This is a genomic window from Pseudomonas sp. PDM19, from assembly GCF_014852215.1.
Taxonomy (GTDB): Bacteria; Pseudomonadota; Gammaproteobacteria; order Pseudomonadales; family Pseudomonadaceae; genus Pseudomonas.
Map to the genome: position 1 here is coordinate 965767 of NZ_JACVBG010000003.1, position 20729 is coordinate 986495.

Consider the following 20729-nt stretch of genomic DNA (forward strand, 5'->3'; position numbering starts at 1 on the left):
CTCCATCGCAACCTGACGACGCTACGGCCACCTGCTCCAGACAGGCGTTCCACGAAGACCGCCGTGAACAATCACAACAATGAGGGCAAGCAAGATGGTGTTCAAAAAACGTGCGATCGCGGTCCTGACCGCTGCATTCCTCGGCGCAACCGGCACCGCTGCCTTCGGCGCCGACAGCCTCAGCTTCGTCAGCTGGGGTGGCACTACCCAGGATGCGCAGAAGCAGGCCTGGGCCGAACCCTTCAGCCAGTCCACCGGCATCCCCGTGGTGCAGGACGGTCCCACCGACTACGGCAAGCTCAAGGCCATGGTGGAGAGCGGCAACGTCCAGTGGGACGTGGTCGACGTCGAAGCCGACTTCGCCCTGCGCGCTGCCGCCGAAGGCCTGCTGGAACCCCTGGACTTCAACACCATCAAGCGCGACCGCATCGACCCGCGTTTCGTCTCCGACCACGGCGTCGGCTCCTTCTACTTCTCCTTCGTGCTCGGCTACAACCAGGGCAAGGTCGGCGGCAAGCAGCCGCAGGACTGGTCGGCGCTGTTCGACACCGCCACCTATCCGGGCAAGCGCGCGCTGTACAAGTGGCCGAGCCCCGGCGTGCTGGAACTGGCCCTGCTGGCCGACGGCGTGGCCAAGGACAAGCTCTACCCGCTGGACCTGGACCGCGCCTTCAAGAAGCTCGACACCATCAAGAAGGACATCGTCTGGTGGGGCGGCGGCGCTCAGTCGCAGCAACTGCTGGCCTCCGGCGAGGCGACCCTCGGCCAGTTCTGGAACGGACGCATCTACGCCCTGCAGCAGGACGGCGCGCCGGTGGGCGTGAGCTGGAAGCAGAACCTGGTCATGGCCGATTTCCTCGTGGTGCCCAAGGGCGCCAAGAACAAGGATGCTGCGATGAAGTTCCTGGCCAACTCCAGCAGCGCCAAGGGCCAGGCCGACTTCGCCAACCTGACTGCCTACGCCCCGGTGAACCTGGACAGCGTCGGCCAGCTCAAGGCTGATCTTGCGCCGAATCTGCCCACCGCCTACGCGCAGGAGCAGATCACCCTCGACTACGCCTACTGGGCGAAGAACGGCCCGGCGATCGCCGCACGGTGGAACGAATGGCTGGTCAAGTGAAAATGGCTGTGATGCAGCCGGGCCAGGCAACCGGAGGCGCATCCCGCGCCGCCGGCACGCCGGCCCCGAAGGCAGAACCCATGCGACAGGATGAACTGCTCACCCACCGCTGGCGGGGTTTCCGCAACCTGCTGCCGGCGCTGCTGTTCCTCGGCCTGTTCTTCCTCGCCCCGCTGATCGGCCTGCTACTGCGCGGCGTGCTGGAGCCGACCCTGGGCCTGGACAACTACGCCCAGCTGTTCGCCAACTCGGCCTATTCGCGGGTGCTGTTCAACACCTTCGCGGTCGGCGCGCTGGTCACCGTGATCAGCCTGCTGCTGGGCTTCCCGCTGGCCTGGGCGATCACCCTGGTCCCGCGCGGCTGGGGGCGCATGCTGCTGAACATCGTGCTGCTGTCGATGTGGACCAGCCTGCTGGCCCGCACCTACTCCTGGCTGGTGCTGCTGCAGGCCTCGGGGGTGATCAACAAGACCCTGATGGCACTCGGCATCATCGACCAGCCGCTGGAACTGGTGCACAACCTCACCGGCGTGGTGATCGGCATGAGCTACATCATGATCCCGTTCATCGTGCTGCCGCTGCAGGCGACCATGGCCGCCATCGACCCGATGGTGCTGCAGGCCGGTTCGATCTGCGGCGCCAGCCCCTGGACCAACTTCTTCCGGGTATTCATCCCGCTGTGTCGGCCGGGTCTGTTCTCCGGCGGCCTGATGGTCTTCGTCATGTCCCTGGGTTACTACGTCACCCCGGCGCTGCTGGGCGGGGCGCAGAACATGATGCTGCCGGAGTTCATCGTCCAGCAGGTGCAATCCTTCCTCAACTGGGGCCTGGCCAGCGCCGCCGCCGCGCTGCTGATCGCCATCACCCTGGTGCTGTTCTACCTCTACCTGAAGCTGCAGCCGGAATCCCCGGTGGCTTCCAGTAGCGCGAGGTAAGCCATGCTGCTCTCACCCAATGCCATGAGCCGGCGCATGCGCGTCGGCCTGTACCTCACGACCGGCACCATCGCGGCCTTCCTGCTGCTGCCCATCGTGTTCATCGTCCTGCTGTCGTTCGGCTCCTCGCAGTGGCTGGTGTTCCCGCCGCCGGGCTGGACGCTGAAGTGGTACGGCCAGTTCTTCTCCAACCCCGAGTGGATGAGCGCAGCGTTCGCCAGCCTGAAGGTGGCGATCCTCACCACCCTCTGCTCGGTCGCCCTGGGCCTGCCCACCGCCTTCGCCCTGGTGCGCGGCAAGTTCCCCGGCCGCGAGCTGCTCTACGGGCTGTTCACCCTGCCGATGATCGTGCCGCTGGTGATCATCGCGGTGGCGGTGTACGCGCTGTTCCTCAAGCTCGGCTACACCGGCACGCTGTTCTCCTTCGTGGTCAGCCACGTGATAGTCGCGCTGCCGTTCACCATCATCTCGATCATCAACTCGCTGAAGCTTTTCGACCAGTCCATCGAGGACGCCGCGGTTATCTGCGGGGCGTCGCGCCTGCAGGCGGTGATGAAGGTGACCTTCCCGGCGATTCGCCCCGGCATGGTCGCCGGTGCGCTGTTCGCCTTCCTGGTCTCCTGGGATGAAGTGGTGCTGAGCGTGATGATGGCCAGCCCGACCCTGCAGACCCTGCCCGTGAAAATGTGGACCACCCTGCGCCAGGACCTGACCCCGGTGATCGCCGTCGCTTCGACGCTGCTGATCGGCCTGTCGGTGCTGGTGATGGTGATCGCCGCCGCCCTGCGCCGGCGCAACGAAATCCGCGCCTGAGCGCCGAGGTAAATGCCATGAGTGCCGTGATCCAAGAATCCCGCGAGCAGAAGACCCTGGTCAGCCTGCGCAACCTGAACAAGTTCTATGGCGACTTCACCGCCGTGGACAACATTTCCCTCGACATCCAGGACGGCGAATTCCTCACCTTCCTCGGCTCCAGCGGCTCGGGCAAGAGCACCACGCTGTCGATGCTGGCCGGCTTCGAGACGCCCAGCAGCGGCGAAATCCTGGTCGAAGGCCGGTCGCTGGTGAACGTGCCGCCGCACAAGCGTGACATCGGCATGGTGTTCCAGCGTTATTCGCTGTTCCCGCATCTCTCGGTGCGCGACAACATCGGCTTCCCGCTGGACATCCGCAAGCAGAAGGGCGCCGAGCGCGACCGCCGCGTCGACGCCATGCTCAAGCTGGTTCAACTGGACAAGTTCGCCCACCGCCGCCCGGCGCAGCTTTCCGGCGGCCAGCAGCAGCGCGTCGCCATTGCCCGCGCGCTGGTCTACGAGCCGCGCATCCTGCTGATGGACGAACCCCTCGGCGCGCTGGACAAGAAACTGCGCGAAGACCTGCAGGACGAGCTGCGCCACCTGCACCGTCGCCTGGGCATCACCATCGTCTACGTCACCCACGATCAGGAAGAGGCGATGCGCCTTTCCCAGCGCATCGCCATCTTCAGCCACGGCAAGATCGTCGGCCTGGGCAGCGGCTACGACCTCTACCAGAACCCGCCGAATGCCTTCGTGGCCTCGTTCCTCGGCAATTCCAACTTCCTCCGCGCCCGTGCCCACGGGAACGCCGCGGCGGAGTTCGAAGGCCGCGCATTGGCCATCCGCCCGACCGCGAACCTGCGCGAAGGCCAGGACATCCTGCTGATGGTGCGCCCGGAAAAAGCCCAGGTGCTGAGCCCTGCTCAAGCCGCTGCCACACCGCTGGCGGCAGGCTGGAACGAAATCCCGGCGAAAGTGGCCGAGACGGTGTTCCTCGGCGAGAGCCTGACCTGCAGCGTGGTCACCGCCAGCGGTGCGACCCTGACGCTGAAGGAGCTTTCCGGCAACACCCAGCCGCTGGCCCCCGGCAGCGAAGTCCGCGTGCGCTGGGCCGCCGCCGATGCGTGCGTGTATGACCAGTGGAACGAGAGCGACCTGACCAAGGGCGCGCACTGATTCGGTTCTGACGTTTCATCCCTTGAACCCCCGGTTTCCCTCGTGGAGCCGGGGGCTTTTTTGCTTGGGTTTTTTGCGGGTGCCGATGGCGTCGGTATCGGCCGTCGGCCCTGCCGACGGATTGCGTGCGCGGCACGCTCCTACAGGTTGGAGTCGGGTGACGGGGTTCGTTGTTCGCCGCAGCGTTGGGTATCAACGAATGAAGTGCACCTTGCCGGTGTCGTCATTGCCCATGTAGATGCCGTAGACGCCGGCCTGGCGCTCCTCGATGTAGCGTTCGAGGATCTGCCGGATCGCCGGGTAGTAGATGCATTCCCAGGGGATATCTTCCGGGGCGAAGAATTTCACCTGCAGGGTCTCGGGGCCGTGCTCGCCGGTTTCCTCGATCACGCTGGCGCGGAAGATGATGTAGACCTCGCTGATCTTCGGCACGCTGAAGATGGAGTAGGGCGAGACGATGTCGGCGCGTACGCCGGTTTCTTCCCAGACTTCGCGCAGGGCTGCCTGTTCGGTGGTTTCGCCGTTTTCCATGAAACCGGCCGGCAGCGTCCAGGTGCCTGGGCGCGGCGGGATGCCGCGCTGGCAGAGCAGGTACTTGCCGTCGTGCTCGATGATGCAGCCGGCAATGACCTTGGGGTTCTCGTAGTGGATGTAACCGCAGCCCGCGCAGATCAGGCGCTCATGGGTATCCCCCGGCGGGCACTGGCGGCTGAGGCCGCCACTGCCGCAAGCGGGACAGAAGCGCGGGGCGGGCATGGCGTCAGCGGCCTATGCGCGGCTCTTTGAGCGCGATGGGGGTGGCGATGTCGCGCACGTTGCCGGCGCCGTCCTGCTTGGAGCGCAGGTAGTCCAGGGCGACCTTGGCGGCGGCGCGGACGTGGTCGACCGAGGCCTGGTGAGCCGCGACCGGGTCGCCGCTCTTGATCGCCTCGACCATGCGCTCCATTTCCTGGTTGCTGGCGGCGCGGCGGTTTTCCTGGGACACGGAGGTGGCCCGCAGGTAGCTGATGCGCGCCTGCAGCTGGCGCAGCTGGGTGGCGGCGGTGCGGTTGCCCGAGCCTTCGAGCAGCACGTCGTAGAAGCCCTGCACCGATTCGATCACCTGCTGCAGCTCGCCGTCTTCCAGCGCCTGGCGGTTCTCTTCCAGCGCGCGCTCCAGGTTGCGGATGTCGCGGGCCTTGGCGTTCAAGGTGAAGAGCTGGACGATCAGGCCTTCGAGCACGCAGCGCAGCTCGTAGATGTCGACCGCGTCTTCCAGGGTGATGATGGCGACGCGCGGACCCTTGGCATCGGCGAACTCCACCAGGCCCTCGGACTCCAGGTGGCGCAAGGCCTCGCGCACCGAAGTGCGGCTGACGCCCAGGCGATCGCACAGATCGCGCTCCACCAGGCGGTCGCCCGGCAGCAGCTGGAAGTTGAGGATGGCGCCGCGCAGCTTGTCGAGGACGATTTCGCGCAGGGTGACGGGGTTGCGATTGACCTTGAAGCTATCGTCGAGTGGCAAGCGTTTCATGGGGTCCGCTCTGTGTTCTGGCTGTCCATAGGAAGAACGATGGAGCACCTTCGGGCGCTCCATCGTCAAGTCGGGCCAGCAATCAACCACGTTCCTCGGCGTCGGCCTCGGCGAAGGCTTCGCGGGCGAGGCGGAAACTGTCCACCGCCGCGGGAACCCCGCAATAGATGCCGACCTGCAGGAGGATCTCGCGGATCTGCTCGCGGGATAACCCGTTACGCAGAGCGCCGCGCACGTGCAGCTTGAGTTCGTGGGGGCGGTTGAGTGCCGAAATCATCGCCAAGTTTATCATGCTGCGTTCCTTGAGCGATAAGCCGTCCCGGCCCCAGACGTGGCCCCAGCAGTACTCGGTGACCATCTCCTGGAGCGGGCGGGTGAAGTCGTCGGCGTTCTGGATCGACTTGTTCACGTAGGCCTCGCCCAGCACCTGGGTGCGGATCGCCAGGCCTTTCTCGTATTTGTCGTTGCTCATCGGTAGCTCCTTTCTATCCCTGTAGGAGCGAGCTTGCTCGCGACCCCGTCCAGCATCGGTGTCGCCGGGAAATCCGTTCGCGAGCAAGCTCGCTCCTACGAAAAGCACCAGCCCCTGGGCTGGAATAAAAAAGGCCGCTGCCGAGGGTGATGGCGAGCGGCCTTGGAAAGCGTCAGCTGGCTATCTCCGGCAGCGCGCCGAGCTTGCCGCGGTGATAGACCATCGGGGTGACCTCCTGCTCCGGCAGGATCAGGTTCTTCACCGCGCCGACGATGATCGCGTGATCACCGCCGTCGTACTCGCGCCACAGCTCGCATTCGATGATCGCGGTGGCTTTGGTCAGCAGCGGGTTGCCCAGCTCGCTCAGGCGCCACTCGATGCCCTTGGCCTTGTCCTGGCCCTTCTTGGCAAAGGCGTAGGCCTCGGCCTGCTGGTCGGAACACAGCAGGTGGATGGCGAACTGCTTGCTGTCACGCAGGACCGGGTAGGTGTCCGATTCGTAGTTGGGGCAGAACAGCACCAGCGCCGGGTCGATCGACAGCGCGCTGAACGCGCTGGCGGTGATGCCGACGATCTTGCCGTCGGCGTCCAGGGTAGTGACCACGGTGACGCCGGACGGGAAGGAGCCCATCACTTCTTTGTAGATGCCAGGTTCGATCATCTCGTCGCTCCTCTTAGCGCATCACGAAGGGATCGGGCATGGGCGCTGGCGAGAGGTTGATCCACACCGTCTTCAGCTCGGTGTAGGCCAGCACCGAATCGATGCCGCTCTCGCGGCCGTAGCCGCTGTTGTGGAAGCCGCCGATGGGCGCCATGGCGGACACCGCGCGGTAGGTGTTGACCCAGATGATCCCGCTGCGAACGCCACGGGCCATGCGGTGAGCGCGGCCCAGGTCGCGGGTCCAGATGCCGGCGGCGAGGCCGAACTGGGAGTCGTTGGCCATCGCCAGCGCTTGCGCCTCGTCCTTGAAACGAATGACCGAGGCCACGGGGCCGAAGACTTCTTCCTGCATGATCTTCATCGAGTTGCTGTCGCACTCGAACAGGGTCGGCTCGTAGAACCAGCCCTCGGAGTCGATCGACGGACGCTTGCCGCCCAGGCGCAGGCGGGCGCCTTCGGCAAGGGCGTCGGCCACCAGACCTTCGACCACGGCGAGCTGCTGCGCGGTGGCCATGGGGCCCATCTCGCTCTGTTCGTCCTGCGGGTTGCCGATGCGGATGCGCTGGGCGCGTTCCACCAGGCGGGCGACGAACTCGTCGTAGATCTCGTCCTGCACCAGCAGGCGCGAACCGGCGACGCAGCTCTGTCCGGAGGCGGCGTAGATGCCGGCCACGGCGCCGTTGATGGCGCTGTCGAGGTCGGCGTCGGCGAAGATGATGTTGGGCGACTTGCCACCCAGCTCCAGCGACAGCTTGGCGAAGTTTTCCGCGCTGCTGCGCACCACGTGGCGCGCGGTGGCGGCGCCGCCGGTGAAGGCGATCTTGCGTACCAGCGGGTGGCGGGTGAGCGCAGCGCCAGTGCTCGGGCCGAAGCCGGTGACCACGTTGACCACCCCGGCCGGGAAGCCGGCTTCGGTGGCCAGGCGGGCCAGTTCGAGGATGGTTGCCGAGGCGTGTTCGGAAGGCTTGAGCACGATGGTGTTGCCGGCGGCCAGGGCCGGGGCCAGCTTGATCGCGGTCAGGTACAGCGGGCTGTTCCACGGGATGATCCCGGCGACCACGCCCAGCGGCTCGTGCACGGTGTAGGCGAACAGGTCGGGCTTATCCAGCGGCAGGGTGCCGCCTTCGAGCTTGTCGGCAAGGCCCGCGGTGTAGTGGAAGAACTCCGGCAGGTAGCCGACCTGGCCGCGGGTCTCGCGGATCAGCTTGCCGTTGTCGCGGCTTTCCAGCTGCGCCAGGTGTTCCTTGTTCTCGGCGATCAGATCGCCCAGGCGGCGCAGCAGCTTGCCGCGGGCAGTGGCGGTGAGGCCATGCCAGGCCGGGTCGTTGAAGGCGCGCTGGGCGGCCTGCACGGCGCGCTCGACGTCGGCTTCATCGGCATCGGGGAGTTCGGCCCAGGCTTGCGCGCGGGCGGGGTCGAGGCTCTCGAAGGTCTTGCCGGAAACAGCGTCGACCCACTGGCCATCGATGAACATCTGGAAGCGTGCGAGGGTCATGCGACATTCCCCTGTACGTGATTCTTGGAAACCTGCGCCTGTTGCAGGAAGTCGAGCAGCATCTGGTTGACCAGCCGCGGCGACTCCACCGGCATCATGTGGCGCTGTTCGTCGAGCACCGTCACCTTGGCGCCCGGAATGCGTTCGGCGAGCTCGGTGGCCATCTTCGGCGTCGAGCCCGGGTCCAGCTCCCCGGTGGCGACCAGGGTCGGCACCTTGATGCTGCCCAGATCGTCCACGCGGTACATGTCCTGCGTGGCGAACAGGGTATAGGTAGTCAGATAGCCCTGCGGATCGTTGCTGGCAAGGGTCTGGCGGATCGCGGCGATCTGCGCCGGATTGGCGGCCTGGTACTCGCGGCTGAACCAGCGCGACAGGGCGGCCTCGGCGTTGGCGTCCGGGCCGTGTTCGGCGGCCTGGCGGGTCCGCTCGATCACGCCGGCGCGCTGTTCGGCGCTGCGGTTGAACACGCTGTTCAACACCACAAGGCCGTCCAGGCGCTCGGGGTAGTGCAGGGCGAAGGCCCGCGCCACCAGACCACCCATGGAGAAGCCGATGACCGTGGCACTGGTCACGCCCAGGTGGTCGAGCAGCTCGCGCAGCTGGTCGGCGTAACCGACCAGTCCACAGTCCGGCTGCGGCAGCTGACTCGCGCCATGGCCAAGCATGTCATAGGCGATGACCTGGAAATGCGGGGCCAGACCGACGATCTGGCCGCCCCACATTTCCTTGTTCAGGCCGACGCCGTGGATCAGTACCACGGGGTGGCCCTGGCCGGTCGCCAGGTAACTGGTGCCGGCCGGTGTGCGTTCAGCGGTGAGCCGAATCATGGAGCGCTCCTGCACGGTGTGGATCACTGAGCCTGTTCGGCGGCCAGTTCTTCCAGGTCGATGTAACGGTTGCCGATGCGCGGGTGCAGACGGCCACCGTCGGCGGCGCCCAGGACCACGACGATCTCGTCGGCGCGCGGGGCGTCTTCGATCTGCATTTCCAGGGTGATGTAGTGCGAACGCAGACCTTCGTCGTCCTTGTGCATCATCGGGATCTGGATCGAGGTGCCCGGGCCGCCGCGCTTGTTGGTGAAGCTCAGGTAGCTCTTGGCGTCCACGGCCTGGCGGTAGTGGTTGCCGAAACGCAGGGTGTGGATGACGGCGGAGGCGTGCTCGATCTCGCCATCGGCGCCCACTACGGCAGCTTTGCCGTAGGCCTGGATCTTGTCAGCGCCACCGATGGCGGCGGTCAGGCGCTCGACCATCAGCGCGCCCAGCTCGGAGCAGTGGGCCTTGATCTCGGGCTTGAGGTCTTCGACGAAGCCGCGACCGGCCCACGGGTTCTTGATCACCACGGCCAGGCCGACCATGGTCACCGGGGTGTCGGTGGCCTTGCCGGCTTCGATGAAGGTCTGCTCGCTGTAGGTGACGATCTTGCGAATCTCGAAACTCATGGGTCGCTCCAGTTGTGACTTCGGCTGGGTTGGGGAAGGGATTCGGTATCATGGTATACCATAATACAGTTTGCGCAAGGCGTATTTGCCCTGGGGTCGGAGCGTCCGGAGCCAGCAGTGGCGGGCGGTGCGTGGAAGTGCGGGGAGGCCAGGCGACAGGCGGTCGCAGGGAAAAACCGCCGTTTCGGTGGCTTCGGCGGCGCGGTATCCTTGGCGCCATCAGCCGGCGCGCATGGCGCCGGAGCCTTGTTGGAGAGTCTTCGAGCATGAAACAGGAAATCGCCACCGTGACCGTCAGCGCCGAGCACTGGGGCCGCGAGGCCGAAGCGGTGGACAACGCCCGCGTGACGGTGACCCTCAGCGCGCCGCAGGAGGGTGTGATCGAGGTGAGCTTCAAGGGCCAGCTGGATGCGCCGGATGAGCCGACCCACGTCTGCGTGACGCTGGAGAACGGGCTTTCCTACTACGGCGAGATCCAGGGCGGCGAGGCGAATGCCGAGGGTGGGTCGATTCGCTTCGAAGGCGAGCTGATCGATCTGGAAGGGTTCTAATCCCGTCGTTTCGGCATTCGCGGGAGCGGGCCTGTCCGCGATCAGAGTTGCCACCCACACCGAAATCACACTGATGCACCAACGTAGGATGGCGTGGAGCGCAGCGATACCCATCGATTCTCGCGTGCCGCCGGCATGGGTATCGCAAGCTCCACCCCATCCTACGTAAGCGCTCACCGGGAGAAACGGCACCAAGCGGTTCGCGAGCAAGCTCGCTCCTATAGTGAGTGTGGTTCCGAGCCTGATCGGCTCGCCCAATAAAAAACCGGCCACATAGGCCGGTTTTTCATTGCCTGTGAATAGCCCTCACTGCTGCGGGACCATCCCCTCGATGCGCTTGGCAAAGGCGTTCGCCAGCGGGCCGTCGGCGAGCAGCAGCAGGTAGTCGTGCTCGGACTTGGCCGCTGGCGCGATCTGGTATTTCAGAGTGCCCGAGGCTACCTGGCCGACCACTGGCACGGTCAGGGTGCCGACGCATTCCAGCACGCCGCTGTCCGGGTCCTTGTCGATGATGGCCACGTCCTTCAGCTCAGCCTTGCTCAGTGCGTCGGACTGCGCGGAAAGTGCGCCGGACAGGAAGATCTTCACCAGCTGGTTCTTCACATCGTCCGAGCCGCAGACCTTGGCCTCGTTGCCACCGCAGGCGCTCAGCAGCGCGGCAGTGGCCAGCACGGCCGACAATTTCAATACGTTCATCTATCCACCCTGTGGCGTTCCATGATGGCCATTGGATAGGAAAAGGCCGGAAAAATTCCCTGCCGACAACTCCAGTTTCGCTATCAAGTTGGCGAAACGGGAGTAGGGCAGGACGTCGTCAGACCACGAAGCGCGCCACCATTCCGTTCAGGTCCACGGCCAGGCGTGACAGTTCCTGGCTCGCCGCGCTGGTCTGGGTAGCGCCGGCCGAGGTCTGGGTTGCCAGGTCGCGGATGTTCAGCAGGTTGCGGTCCACCTCGCGGGCGACCTGGGCCTGTTCCTCGGTAGCGCTGGCGATCACCAGGTTGCGCTCGTTGATCAGCGACATGCGCTCGAGGATCACCTGCAGCGACGCGCCGGCCTCGCCCGTGCGGCTGACGGTGCGCTCGGCGTGGGCGGTGCTGCTGAGCAGGGCGGCGACGGTGCGGTCGCTGCCGTTCTGGATGGCCGAGACCAGTTCCTCGATCTCGCGGGTCGAGCTCTGGGTGCGCTGGGCCAGCGAGCGAACCTCATCGGCGACCACCGCGAAGCCGCGCCCGGCCTCGCCGGCGCGGGCAGCTTCGATGGCAGCGTTGAGCGCCAGCAGGTTGGTCTGCTCGGCGACGCTGCGGATCACTTCCAGCACCTTGCCGATGTCCTGCGCCTGGTTCGCCAGCACTTCCGCCTGCTGCGAGGCCTGGCCCACTTCACCGGCCAGGGTACCGATGGCGTTGGAAGTCTCATCGACCCGCTCGCTGCCGCTGCGTGCGGCGTCGATGGCCTCGCGGGAGGCGGCGGAGGTGGAGGCGGCGTTGCTGGCCACTTCCTCCACCGCGCTGGTCATCTGGTTGACGGCAGTGGCGGCCATCTCGATCTGGTCGCTCTGCTGCTGCAGTGCGCGGCTGCTTTCTTCCATCACGCTGTGCATTTCCTCGGCGGCGGAGGCCAGCTGACTGGCCGAGTTGCCGATGCCGCGGATGGTCTCGCGCAGGCTGTGCTGCATGTCTGCCAGGGCATTGAGCAGTTGCGCAGGCTCGTCGCGGCCCTCGACCGTGAAACGCTGGCTGAGGTCGCCACTGGCGATGGTCTGCGCTACGCGCACCGCCTGGTTGAGCGGTACGACGATGCTGCGGGTGAGCTGCCAGGCCAGCAGCAGGGTCAGGCCGACGCTCAGCAGCAGGACAGCGCTGACCACCAGCCGGCCGCCCTGGTATTGCTCCACGGCGCGCTGGGCGGCGGCCGCTGCACCATTGCGGTTGAGATCGATCAGCGCGGTGAGGCGCTTGTTCAGTTCGGCACCCTGTTGGGCGATGCTGCCATTGAGGATGTGCAGCGCGCCTTCGTCGTCGTTCTGGCGGACCTTCTCCACCAGTTGGTCGACGTAGCCCAGGTAGCCGTCCAGCGCCTGGCGCAGCTCGTCGGTGTGTTGCTGCTCCTCGGCGCTGAGGATCAGTCGGTGGTAGTCGGCGAGCACCTTGTCCTTGTCCTGCCGTGCCTCGGCGATCAGCCCCAGGCTGCGTTCGCGGGCGGCGCTGTCATGGTTGACCAGCAGGCGCATGGATTCCAGGCGGATGCGGGCGATGTCGCCCGACAGCTGGTTCATGTGGTTGATGCTCAGCAGCCAGTTGCTGTCGATCTCTTCGGATGCGGCGCGCAGGGTCGAGAGTTTGTACAGGGAGAACAACCCGAGAAACACCAGCAGCAGGCCCATGACTGCGAAACCCAGGGACGCGCGGCGGCCAATACTCATGCTTCTGAACATCGTGAAATTCCCTTTTCTTCATCCAGTGTGTGGAGCTCTTGGGCTCCGCCATGCGCAGTGATGGCTTCGTGATATTACTGGGCGCCATTTTTTCGCGGCAGTGGCAAAACAGGACTAGCAGACGAAAAACCTGTCCGCTTTTGATGAGGGGATCATTCAGACGAGCGTCAGCCAGGCCAGCACCGCGTAGCGCCCGACCTTGGCGACGGTGACCAGCAGCAGGAAGCGCCACAGTGGCTCGCGCATGACGCCGGCGATCAGCGTCAGCGGGTCGCCGATCACCGGCGCCCAGCTCAGCAGCAACGACCAGCAGCCGAAGCGCCGGTAGTGGCGCTGAGCTTTCTCCAGCGCCGCATCGCTCACCGGGAACCAGCGGCTGCCGTGCCAGCGCTCTATTCCGCGCCCCAGCAGCCAGTTCACCAGGGAGCCGAGCACGTTGCCCAGGCTCGCCGCCAGCAGCAGTGACCACAGCGGGTACTGGTCGCCCAGCAGCAGGCCGACCAGCACGGCTTCCGACTGAAGCGGCAGCAGGGTGGCGGCGACGAAGGCGGAGAGGAAGAGGCCGGCGTGGGCGGCCAGAGCGAGGCTGAGCATCGGGTCGATCGAGGGTGGTTAATGGACTGAGAGAATGAGGAGGACCGGCGTACTAAAAATTCGGAATAAAGAGATGAGGTTCCGGTATGTCCAGATACTATATGTCCTATCTTGCTGAGGACTTGGTAGGAATTTACATTCGCGGCGACTACGCGCCCGAGTGAAAAGTCCGTCGGCACGCCACAACTCTTCTGGGGAACGCTGTGAAGAACTGGACTCTACGCCAACGCATCCTGGCCAGCTTTGCCGTCGTCGTCGCGATCATGCTGCTGATGGTGGTGATTTCCTACACCCGTCTTCTGCGGGTGGAGCACAGCACGCAGCGGGTCAGCGAAGATGCCATGCCCGGCACTTACGCACTGACCACCGTGCGTTCGGCCTGGACCGACAGCATCCTGCTGACCCAGGTGCTGGTCGGCCTGAGCGACGGCAAGCCCTACGATGAAGCACGCCGGCAGGAGTTCCGCGTTATCCACGATGCGCTGATCGAACGCATCGCGCTCTACGAGCGGACCGTCAACGATTCCCGCGACAAGGAAATTCTCGGCCGCTTCAAGCGGCAGGCGACCGAATACGATGCCCTGCTGGGGCAGGTCCTGCAGCTTTACACCACCGACCGTGACGGCGCCCGGCGCCTGCTGCTGGAACGTCTCGAACCCCTGTGGGAAGACGGTCGCAAGACGCTCAACCAGCTGATTTCTCTGAACAAGGAAATCGCTGACGCGGCCGCCGCCGACATCGTCAGCGAGGTCGCCACCGCCAAGGCGATCATGCTCATCTCGCTGTTGCTGGCCATCGTCGCCGCGGCGGTCTGCGGGCTGCTGCTGATGCGCGCCATCACCGAGCCGGTGCGTCAGGTCGTGAAGGGCCTGCAGGTCATGGGCAGCGGTGATTTCACCACGCGCCTGGCAATGGAGCGCAACGACGAATTCGCGGTGATCGAGACCGGCTTCAACGGCATGGCCGAAGAACTCAAGGGCCTGGTGTCGCAGGCGCAGCGCTCGGCCATCCAGGTGACCACCTCGGTGACCGAGATTGCCGCCACTTCCAAGCAGCAACAGGCCACTGCCACCGAAACCGCCGCCACCACCACCGAGATCGGCGCCACCTCGCGGGAAATCGCCGCCACCTCGCGCGACCTGGTGCGCACCATGACCGAAGTGTCCTCGGCCGCCGAGCAGACTTCCACCCTGGCCGGCTCCGGCCAGTTGGGCCTGGCGCGCATGGAAGAGACCATGCACCACGTGATGGGCGCCGCCGAGCTGGTCAACGCGAAGCTGGCGATCCTCAACGAGCGCGCCGGCAACATCAACCAGGTGGTCACCACCATCGTCAAGGTGGCCGACCAGACCAACCTGCTCTCGCTCAACGCCGCCATCGAGGCGGAGAAGGCCGGCGAGTACGGCCGTGGCTTCGCCGTGGTCGCCACCGAAGTGCGCCGCCTGGCCGACCAGACTGCCGTGGCCACCTACGACATCGAGCAGATGGTCCGCGAGATCCAGTCCGCCGTGTCTGCCGGTGTGATGGGCATGGACAAGTTCTCCGAGGAGGTGCGTCGCGGCATCTCGGAAGTCGGCCAGGTCGGCGAGCAGCTCTCGCAGATCATCCAGCAGGTGCAGGCACTCGCGCCGCGCGTGCAGATGGTCAACGAAGGTATGCAGGCCCAGGCCACCGGCGCCGAGCAGATCAACCAGGCGCTGGTGCAGCTCGGCGAGGCCACCGGGCAGACGGTGGAATCCCTGCGCCAGGCCAGCTTCGCCATCGACGAGCTGAACCTCGTGGCCAACGGACTGCGCAATGGCGTCTCCCGCTTCAAGGTCTGACGCCGCCGCGGCGGGCAGGCTGTACCTGCAGTTCCGCCTGGGCGCGGACCGCTATGCGCTGGACGTCCATGACGTCATCGAGGTGCTGCCGGTGCCTGCGCTCAAGCGCGTGCCGGAAGCGCCGGCCTGGGTGGCCGGGCTGTTTCCGCACCGCGGCGAACTGCTGCCGGTGCTGGACATGAGCCAACTGGCCTTCGGGCACAGCGCGCCACGCCGCACCAGCACGCGCCTGGTGCTGGTGCATTACCGCGCCGCAGGCGAGGGCCCGGAGCAGCGCCTCGGGCTGATCCTCGAACAGGCGACTCACACCCTGCGCCGTGATCCGGCGGCCTTCCGCGACTACGAACTGGACAACGGCAGCGCCCGCTACCTCGGCCCCGTGCTGGAGGACGAGCAGGGCCTGCTGCAGCGGGTAGGCGTCGATCAGCTGCTCAGCGACGAAGCCCGCGCGCGTCTGCTGCGGGATGCGGGAGGAGCGTCGGCATGACCGATCCGCGCTTCGCCCAGTTGCTCAAGGAACGCATCGGCCTGGATGCCGAGTCGGTCGGCGACGCCGTGATCGAGCGCGCCGTGCGCCAGCGCTGCAACAAGGTCAGCGGCGGCAACGCCGAGCATTACTGGATGCAGCTGCAAGGCTCCGCCGAGGAAGTGCAGGCGCTGATCGAGGCGGTGATAGTCCCGGAAACCTGGTTCTTCCGTTACCCCGAATCCTTCGGCGCGCTGGCGGACCTCGCGTCCCGGCGAGTGCTGGAGCTGGCCGGTACCCGGCCGCTGCGCATCCTCAGCCTGCCGTGCTCCACCGGCGAGGAACCGTACTCCATCATCATGGCATTGCTGGATGCGGGGCTTGCGCCGGCCGCCTTCCAGGTCGACGCGCTGGACGTCAGCCGCGCGGTACTGGAGCGGGCGGAGGAGGGGCGCTACGGGCGCAATTCGTTCCGTGGCTCCAACCTGGCATTCCGTGACCGTTATTTCAGCGCCGACGGCAACGATTACCAACTGGCCGAAACGGTGCGCCGCAAGGTCCGCTTCCGCGTCGGCAACCTGCTCGCGCCGGGCCTGCTGGCTGGCGAAGCACCCTATGACTACGTGTTCTGCCGCAACCTGCTGATCTATTTCGACCGCCCGACCCAGGAGCAGGTGGTGGACGTGCTGCGCCGGCTCGCGCGGCCCGACGGCGTGCTGTTCATCGGCCCGGCCGAGGCCAGCCTGATGTCGCGTATCGGCCTGCGTCCGCTGGGTGTGCCGCAGTCCTTCGCCTTCCCATTGCATGCCGAGCCGGCGCCGCGTGCGGCGCCGCTGAACTGGACGGCACCCCCGCCGATTCCCCGCCCGGCTCCGCCCAAGCCCGCACCGGTGCGCCCGCGCCCGGCGAGTCAGCTCGTACAGCCGCCCGCTGCTGCCGCCGGCAACGCGCTGGCGGAGATCGCCCGGCTGGCCAATTCCGGGCAGGCCGCCGAAGCGCGCCAATGCTGCGAGGCGCTGCTGGCCGAGAAGGGCCCGAACGCCGAAGCCTTCTACTGGCTCGGCCTGCTGGCCGACGCCCAGGGCCTGGGCAGCGAGGCCCAGGCGTACTACCGCAAGGCCCTGTACCTGCAACCCGATCACCAGGAAAGCCTGCAACACCTGGCCGCGCTGCTCGCGGCCCAGGGCGATGCAGCCGGCGCCCGCCGTCTGCAGGAGCGCGCCGCGCGAGGAGTGAAGCGCAATGGTTGAACGCGCCCCGCCATTCATTGATGGCTCATCCATCGACGATGACCTGCCGACGGTGGATGACTGCTGGAACCGCATCGGCGTGCGCGGCGACCGCAGCTGCCCGAAGCTGGCCGAGTACATCCATTGCCGTAACTGTCCGGTGCATGCCGCCGCGGCCATCAGCCTGCTGGATCGCTACGCGCTGGGCAGCGAAGGCGCGCACCTGGCGCCCGTCGAGGTCGCCGAAGCGGCGGTCGAGGAAGGCCGTCCGCACCTGATCTTCCGCCTTGGCGAGGAATGGCTGGGCTTGCCCACCCGCGCACTGGCCGAGGTCGCTCCGGCCTGCGGGGTGCATTCATTGCCGCACCAGCGCTCGCCCGCGCTGCTGGGCGTGGCCAACGTGCGCGGCACGCTGGTGGCGTGCATTTCCCTGGGTGAACTGCTCGGCCTCGACAGCCGCGTGGCCGCCCGCGACGACGCCCGCATCGTGCCGCGCATGCTGATCCTGGCGGCGGTCGGCGGGCCGATCATCTCGCCGGTGGACGAAGTGGACGGCATCCATGAGCTGGACGAGAAGGCCATCGTCGAAGCCTCGTCCCAGAGCCACGCCGCCAACGACCGCTTCACCCGTGGGGTGATGCAGTGGCGCAACCGCAGCATCCGCCTGCTCGACCAGGAAGCCCTGCTCGACGCCGCCACCCGGAGCCTCGCATGACCCCGGACCAGATGAAGGACGCGTCGATGCTGGAGCTGTTCCGCCTGGAGGCGGAGGCCCAGACGCAGGTGCTGGTTCACGGCCTGATGGCGCTGGAGCGCAACCCGACCCAGGCCGACCAGCTCGAAGCCTGCATGCGCGCCGCGCACTCGCTCAAGGGCGCCGCGCGGATCGTCGGCCTCGATGCCGGCGTGCAGGTCGCCCACGTCATGGAGGATTGCCTGGTTGGCGCCCAGGAAGGCCGGCTGCTGCTGACCTCCGGGCATATCGACGCGCTGCTGGCCGGCACCGATATCCTCCTGCATATCGCCGACGCCCAGCCCGAGCGCGCCGAACAGGCTCAGCAAGGCGTGCCGGCCATGGTCGAACGCCTGCAGGCGCTGGTTTCCGGAAAGGCCCCGGCGCAGCCGGCACCGTCTGTTCCGGTGCCCGCCGAGCCCGCACCGGTAGCTGTCGAACCACCCGCGCCGGCTCCCGCGGCTCCCGCCGAACGTCCCCAGCGCCGCCGCTCCAGCGATAGCGATGAAGCCGGCGAGCGCGTGCTGCGGGTGACCGCCGAGCGCCTTAACCAGTTGCTCGATTACTCCAGCAAGTCGCTGGTGGAATCCCAGCGCCTGAAGCCGCTGCTCGATTCGCTGCAGCGCCTCAAGCGCATCCAGGCCAGCGCCAGTCGTGTGCTCGACGGCGCTCGCGATGCCGCCAGCACGGCGAATCTCGACGCCGAGGCGCAGGCCTATCTGGCCGACGCTCGCCGTCTGGTCGGTGAGTGCCAGCAACTGCTCAGCGAGCAGATCGCCGAGCTCGACGAATTCAGTTTCAAGGCCGGCCAGCGCGCCCAGTCGCTTTACGACACCGCGCTGTCCTGCCGCATGCGGCCGTTCTCCGACGTGCTCTCCGGGCAGGCGCGGATGGTCCGCGACCTCGGTCGCTCGCTGGGCAAGACCGTGAGCCTGGACATCCAGGGCGCCACCACCCAGGTGGACCGCGACGTGCTGGAGAAGCTCGAAGCGCCGCTCACCCACCTGCTGCGCAATGCCGTCGACCACGGTATCGAGTCTGCCGAAGTGCGTGCCCGCAACGGCAAGCCAGAGGAGGGTACGATCCAGCTGCTGGCCCGCCATCACGCCGGCATGCTGGTGCTGGAACTGCAGGATGACGGCGGCGGTGTCGATCTCGACCGCCTGCGCTCGGCCATCGTGCGCCGCCAGCTGTCCACCGAGGAAACCGTGGCGCGCCTCACCGAGGAAGAGCTGCTGAGCTTCCTGTTCCTGCCCGGCTTCAGCATGCGCGAGCAGGTCACCGAAGTGTCCGGCCGTGGCGTCGGCCTGGACGCCGTGCAGCACATGGTGCGCCAGCTGCGCGGCGGCATCCGCATGGAACAGGTGCGCGGGCAGGGCGCGCGTTTCCACCTGGAAGTGCCGCTGACGCTGTCCGTGGTGCGCAGCCTGGTCGTCAGCATTGGCGGTGAAGCCTATGCCTTCCCACTGGCGCACATCGAGCGCATGCGCCGTCTGGCGCCGGACGAGATCGTCCAGCTCGAAGGCCGCCAGCAGTTCTGGCACGAGGGCCGGCATGTCGGCCTGGTGTCCGCCAGCCAGCTGTTGCAGCGCCCCGACGGCGAAGCCACGCCCGACGAGATTCCGGTAGTGGTCATCCGCGAACGGGAAAGCGCCTACGGCGTGGCGGTGGAGAAATTCATCGGCGAGCGCACCCTGGTGGTGGTGCCGCTGGATGCCCGGCTGGGCAAGGTGCAGGACGTCTCCGCCGGTGCGCTGCTGGACGACGGCACGCCGGTGCTGATCCTCGACGTCGAGGACATGCTGCGCTCGGTGGAAAAACTCCTGGCCACCGGTCGCCTGGAACGCATCGATCCCACCGGTCGCCTTACCGGCCCGGCGCGCAAGCGCGTGCTGGTGGTGGACGACTCGCTCACCGTGCGCGAGCTGGAGCGCAAGCTGCTGCTGGGGCGCGGCTATGATGTCGCCGTGGCGGTCGATGGCATGGACGGCTGGAACGCGCTGCGCTCGGAGCATTTCGACCTGGTCATCACCGACATCGACATGCCGCGCATGGACGGTATCGAGCTGGTGACCCTGATCCGCCGCGACACCCGCCTGCAGTCGCTGCCGGTGATGGTGGTGTCCTACAAGGACCGCGAAGAAGACCGGCGGCGCGGGCTCGATGCCGGCGCCGACTATTATCTGGCCAAGGCCAGCTTCCACGACGAGGCCCTGCTGGATGCGGTGGTCGATCTGATCGGAGGAGCCCACGGGTGAAGATAGGGATAGTCAACGACATGCCCCTGGCGGTCGAGGCGATGCGCCGCGCGCTGGCTTTCGAGCCGGCGCACCGCATCGTCTGGGTCGCCGCCAACGGCGCGGAGGCACTGGAGATGTGCGCCGCGCACAAGCCCGACGTGATCCTCATGGACCTGCTGATGCCGGTGATGGATGGCGTCGAGGCGACCCGCCGGATCATGGCCCAGAGCCCCTGCGCGATCATCGTCGTGACGGTGGACCTGGAGCGCAACATGAGCCGCGTGTTCGACGCCATGGGCAATGGCGCGGTGGACGCGGTGAACACGCCGGTCATGGGCACCGGCGACCCCGCTGAAGCGGCACGTCCACTGCTGCGCAAGCTGCAGAACCTGGCCTGGCTCAACGCCCCGCGTGACAGCCGGCCGGCCATCAATGCAGTGCCGGCGCGCAAGGGCAGCGGCGCGCGCAAGCTGATCGCCATCGGCTCTTCGGCCGGCGGCCCGGCGGCGCTGGCTGACCTGTTCGCCCGCCTGCCGGAAGATTTCCCCGCCGCCATCGTGGTCGTCCAGCACGTCGACGAAGTCTTCGCCGCCGGCATGGCCGAATGGCTCTCGACCCAGTCGAAGATTCCCGTGCGCCTGGCGCGCAACGGCGAGCCGCCGCAGCCGGGCTGCGTGCTGCTGGCCGGCACCAACCACCATATCCGCCTGCTCAAGGGCGGCGAGCTGGCCTATACCGCCGAACCCAGCAGCCACATCTACCGGCCCTCGATCGACGTGTTCTTCGACAGCGTGGTCGAGTACTGGGTCGGCGACGCCGTTGGCGTGCTGCTCACCGGCATGGGGCGCGATGGCGCCGAGGGCCTGAAACACATGCGCGAACGAGGTTACCTGACCCTGGCCCAGGATCAGGAAAGCAGTGCCGTGTACGGTATGCCCAAGGCTGCGGCGGCGATCGGCGCCGCAGTGGAGATTCGCGCGCTGGGCGACATCGCCCGACGACTCGCTGAGGTCTGCGCCTGAGCGCGGGCTACGGAGCTGATT

At 66.7% G+C, this 20729-nt stretch carries 21 protein-coding genes; 11 read left to right on the top strand and 10 right to left on the bottom strand.

The features are described from left to right. Window positions 1-94: 94 nt before the first annotated feature. Genes IB273_RS20400 through IB273_RS20415 form a run of 4 tightly spaced genes read left to right on the top strand, consistent with a single transcriptional unit; the run spans window position 95 to window position 4028 of the window. Window positions 95-1120 carry a polyamine ABC transporter substrate-binding protein gene (locus tag IB273_RS20400; protein ID WP_192224884.1) on the top strand — a complete coding sequence of 342 codons (1026 nt, stop codon included), beginning with the start codon at window positions 95-97 and terminating at the stop codon, window positions 1118-1120. Then, on the top strand, window positions 1105-2055 hold the full coding sequence (locus IB273_RS20405) for an ABC transporter permease (RefSeq protein WP_192224885.1): 951 nt from the start codon (window positions 1105-1107) through the stop codon (window positions 2053-2055). Before IB273_RS20400 ends, IB273_RS20405 begins: the two co-directional genes overlap by 16 nt. 3 nt (window positions 2056-2058) lie before the next feature. Then, window positions 2059-2868 carry an ABC transporter permease gene (locus tag IB273_RS20410; protein ID WP_081517808.1) on the top strand — a complete coding sequence of 270 codons (810 nt, stop codon included), beginning with the start codon at window positions 2059-2061 and terminating at the stop codon, window positions 2866-2868. A gap of 17 nt (window positions 2869-2885) precedes the next feature. Next, window positions 2886-4028 (top strand): ABC transporter ATP-binding protein, encoded by a 1143-nt coding sequence (locus IB273_RS20415; RefSeq protein ID WP_081517809.1) that lies wholly within the window; start codon window positions 2886-2888, stop codon window positions 4026-4028. A gap of 192 nt (window positions 4029-4220) precedes the next feature. Here IB273_RS20415 and IB273_RS20420 read toward each other — a convergent pair whose 3' ends face one another. The 7 genes from IB273_RS20420 to IB273_RS20450 all read right to left on the bottom strand — a co-directional run bounded on the left by IB273_RS20420 (window position 4221) and on the right by IB273_RS20450 (window position 9613). Then, the gene (locus IB273_RS20420) at window positions 4221-4784 is read right to left on the bottom strand and encodes an NUDIX hydrolase (RefSeq protein WP_192224886.1); all 564 of its coding nucleotides are present in this window, start codon (window positions 4782-4784) and stop codon (window positions 4221-4223) included. 4 nt (window positions 4785-4788) lie between these two features. Next, entirely contained in the window at window positions 4789-5541 is a 753-nt protein-coding gene (locus IB273_RS20425) for a GntR family transcriptional regulator (RefSeq protein WP_081517812.1), read from the bottom strand. A gap of 82 nt (window positions 5542-5623) precedes the next feature. After that, window positions 5624-6013 carry a carboxymuconolactone decarboxylase family protein gene (locus IB273_RS20430; RefSeq protein ID WP_081517813.1) on the bottom strand — a complete coding sequence of 130 codons (390 nt, stop codon included), beginning with the start codon at window positions 6011-6013 and terminating at the stop codon, window positions 5624-5626. A 172-nt stretch (window positions 6014-6185) separates the two neighbouring features. Continuing rightward, complete coding sequence (locus tag IB273_RS20435; protein WP_081517814.1) at window positions 6186-6674, bottom strand: flavin reductase family protein; 489 nt, start codon at window positions 6672-6674, stop codon at window positions 6186-6188. A 13-nt stretch (window positions 6675-6687) separates the two neighbouring features. Further along, complete coding sequence (locus IB273_RS20440) at window positions 6688-8169, bottom strand: aldehyde dehydrogenase (RefSeq protein WP_151186236.1); 1482 nt, start codon at window positions 8167-8169, stop codon at window positions 6688-6690. Then, complete coding sequence (locus IB273_RS20445) at window positions 8166-8999, bottom strand: alpha/beta fold hydrolase (RefSeq protein WP_081517816.1); 834 nt, start codon at window positions 8997-8999, stop codon at window positions 8166-8168. Before IB273_RS20445 ends, IB273_RS20440 begins: the two co-directional genes overlap by 4 nt. 23 nt (window positions 9000-9022) lie before the next feature. Further along, the gene (locus tag IB273_RS20450; RefSeq protein WP_081517817.1) at window positions 9023-9613 is read right to left on the bottom strand and encodes an amino acid synthesis family protein; all 591 of its coding nucleotides are present in this window, start codon (window positions 9611-9613) and stop codon (window positions 9023-9025) included. Window positions 9614-9879: 266 nt separating this feature from the next. On the opposite strand from IB273_RS20450, the gene IB273_RS20455 reads away from it, so the two are divergent. Continuing rightward, complete coding sequence (locus tag IB273_RS20455) at window positions 9880-10164, top strand: hypothetical protein (protein ID WP_081517818.1); 285 nt, start codon at window positions 9880-9882, stop codon at window positions 10162-10164. A gap of 306 nt (window positions 10165-10470) precedes the next feature. On the opposite strand, the gene IB273_RS20460 is transcribed toward IB273_RS20455, so the two are convergent. The 3 genes from IB273_RS20460 to IB273_RS20470 all read right to left on the bottom strand — a co-directional run bounded on the left by IB273_RS20460 (window position 10471) and on the right by IB273_RS20470 (window position 13195). After that, the gene (locus IB273_RS20460; RefSeq protein ID WP_081517819.1) at window positions 10471-10860 is read right to left on the bottom strand and encodes a hypothetical protein; all 390 of its coding nucleotides are present in this window, start codon (window positions 10858-10860) and stop codon (window positions 10471-10473) included. A 118-nt stretch (window positions 10861-10978) separates the two neighbouring features. Continuing rightward, window positions 10979-12589: a methyl-accepting chemotaxis protein gene (locus IB273_RS20465; RefSeq protein ID WP_225610216.1), complete on the bottom strand. Its 1611-nt coding sequence runs from the start codon at window positions 12587-12589 to the stop codon at window positions 10979-10981. A gap of 168 nt (window positions 12590-12757) precedes the next feature. Then, on the bottom strand, window positions 12758-13195 hold the full coding sequence (locus tag IB273_RS20470; protein ID WP_192224887.1) for a YqaA family protein: 438 nt from the start codon (window positions 13193-13195) through the stop codon (window positions 12758-12760). 203 nt (window positions 13196-13398) lie between these two features. Here IB273_RS20470 and IB273_RS20475 point away from each other — a divergent pair, with 203 nt between their 5' ends. From IB273_RS20475 to IB273_RS20500, 6 genes are read left to right on the top strand one after another with little or no spacing between them, the layout of a single operon-like run. After that, the gene (locus IB273_RS20475; protein WP_192224888.1) at window positions 13399-15018 is read left to right on the top strand and encodes a methyl-accepting chemotaxis protein; all 1620 of its coding nucleotides are present in this window, start codon (window positions 13399-13401) and stop codon (window positions 15016-15018) included. Then, window positions 14993-15505, top strand: a complete 513-nt coding sequence (locus IB273_RS20480; RefSeq protein ID WP_192224889.1) for a chemotaxis protein CheW — start codon at window positions 14993-14995, stop codon at window positions 15503-15505. The genes IB273_RS20475 and IB273_RS20480 overlap by 26 nt, the downstream gene beginning before the upstream one ends. Further along, the gene (locus IB273_RS20485) at window positions 15502-16734 is read left to right on the top strand and encodes a CheR family methyltransferase (protein ID WP_192224890.1); all 1233 of its coding nucleotides are present in this window, start codon (window positions 15502-15504) and stop codon (window positions 16732-16734) included. The genes IB273_RS20480 and IB273_RS20485 overlap by 4 nt, the downstream gene beginning before the upstream one ends. Beyond that, complete coding sequence (locus IB273_RS20490) at window positions 16727-17428, top strand: chemotaxis protein CheW (protein WP_192224891.1); 702 nt, start codon at window positions 16727-16729, stop codon at window positions 17426-17428. Before IB273_RS20485 ends, IB273_RS20490 begins: the two co-directional genes overlap by 8 nt. Next, complete coding sequence (locus IB273_RS20495; RefSeq protein WP_081517826.1) at window positions 17425-19704, top strand: hybrid sensor histidine kinase/response regulator; 2280 nt, start codon at window positions 17425-17427, stop codon at window positions 19702-19704. The genes IB273_RS20490 and IB273_RS20495 overlap by 4 nt, the downstream gene beginning before the upstream one ends. Next, entirely contained in the window at window positions 19701-20708 is a 1008-nt protein-coding gene (locus IB273_RS20500; protein WP_081517827.1) for a chemotaxis response regulator protein-glutamate methylesterase, read from the top strand. The genes IB273_RS20495 and IB273_RS20500 overlap by 4 nt, the downstream gene beginning before the upstream one ends. Window positions 20709-20729 lie beyond the last annotated feature (21 nt).

What these genes read in the sequence shown, in the direction of transcription:
- IB273_RS20410 (WP_081517808.1), top strand. Translation starts at nt 2,059, where the DNA reads ATGCTGCTCTCACCCAATGCCATGAGCCGGCGCATGCGCGTCGGCCTG.
- IB273_RS20415 (WP_081517809.1), top strand. Translation starts at nt 2,886, where the DNA reads ATGAGTGCCGTGATCCAAGAATCCCGCGAGCAGAAGACCCTGGTCAGC.
- IB273_RS20460 (WP_081517819.1), bottom strand. Translation starts at nt 10,860, where the DNA reads ATGAACGTATTGAAATTGTCGGCCGTGCTGGCCACTGCCGCGCTGCTG.
- IB273_RS20440 (WP_151186236.1), bottom strand. Translation starts at nt 8,169, where the DNA reads ATGACCCTCGCACGCTTCCAGATGTTCATCGATGGCCAGTGGGTCGAC.
- IB273_RS20425 (WP_081517812.1), bottom strand. Translation starts at nt 5,541, where the DNA reads ATGAAACGCTTGCCACTCGACGATAGCTTCAAGGTCAATCGCAACCCC.
- IB273_RS20435 (WP_081517814.1), bottom strand. Translation starts at nt 6,674, where the DNA reads ATGATCGAACCTGGCATCTACAAAGAAGTGATGGGCTCCTTCCCGTCC.
- IB273_RS20470 (WP_192224887.1), bottom strand. Translation starts at nt 13,195, where the DNA reads ATGCTCAGCCTCGCTCTGGCCGCCCACGCCGGCCTCTTCCTCTCCGCC.
- IB273_RS20480 (WP_192224889.1), top strand. Translation starts at nt 14,993, where the DNA reads ATGGCGTCTCCCGCTTCAAGGTCTGACGCCGCCGCGGCGGGCAGGCTG.
- IB273_RS20450 (WP_081517817.1), bottom strand. Translation starts at nt 9,613, where the DNA reads ATGAGTTTCGAGATTCGCAAGATCGTCACCTACAGCGAGCAGACCTTC.
- IB273_RS20455 (WP_081517818.1), top strand. Translation starts at nt 9,880, where the DNA reads ATGAAACAGGAAATCGCCACCGTGACCGTCAGCGCCGAGCACTGGGGC.
- IB273_RS20445 (WP_081517816.1), bottom strand. Translation starts at nt 8,999, where the DNA reads ATGATTCGGCTCACCGCTGAACGCACACCGGCCGGCACCAGTTACCTG.
- IB273_RS20420 (WP_192224886.1), bottom strand. Translation starts at nt 4,784, where the DNA reads ATGCCCGCCCCGCGCTTCTGTCCCGCTTGCGGCAGTGGCGGCCTCAGC.
- IB273_RS20490 (WP_192224891.1), top strand. Translation starts at nt 16,727, where the DNA reads ATGGTTGAACGCGCCCCGCCATTCATTGATGGCTCATCCATCGACGAT.
- IB273_RS20430 (WP_081517813.1), bottom strand. Translation starts at nt 6,013, where the DNA reads ATGAGCAACGACAAATACGAGAAAGGCCTGGCGATCCGCACCCAGGTG.
- IB273_RS20465 (WP_225610216.1), bottom strand. Translation starts at nt 12,589, where the DNA reads ATGAGTATTGGCCGCCGCGCGTCCCTGGGTTTCGCAGTCATGGGCCTG.
- IB273_RS20405 (WP_192224885.1), top strand. Translation starts at nt 1,105, where the DNA reads ATGGCTGGTCAAGTGAAAATGGCTGTGATGCAGCCGGGCCAGGCAACC.
- IB273_RS20400 (WP_192224884.1), top strand. Translation starts at nt 95, where the DNA reads ATGGTGTTCAAAAAACGTGCGATCGCGGTCCTGACCGCTGCATTCCTC.
- IB273_RS20495 (WP_081517826.1), top strand. Translation starts at nt 17,425, where the DNA reads ATGACCCCGGACCAGATGAAGGACGCGTCGATGCTGGAGCTGTTCCGC.
- IB273_RS20485 (WP_192224890.1), top strand. Translation starts at nt 15,502, where the DNA reads ATGACCGATCCGCGCTTCGCCCAGTTGCTCAAGGAACGCATCGGCCTG.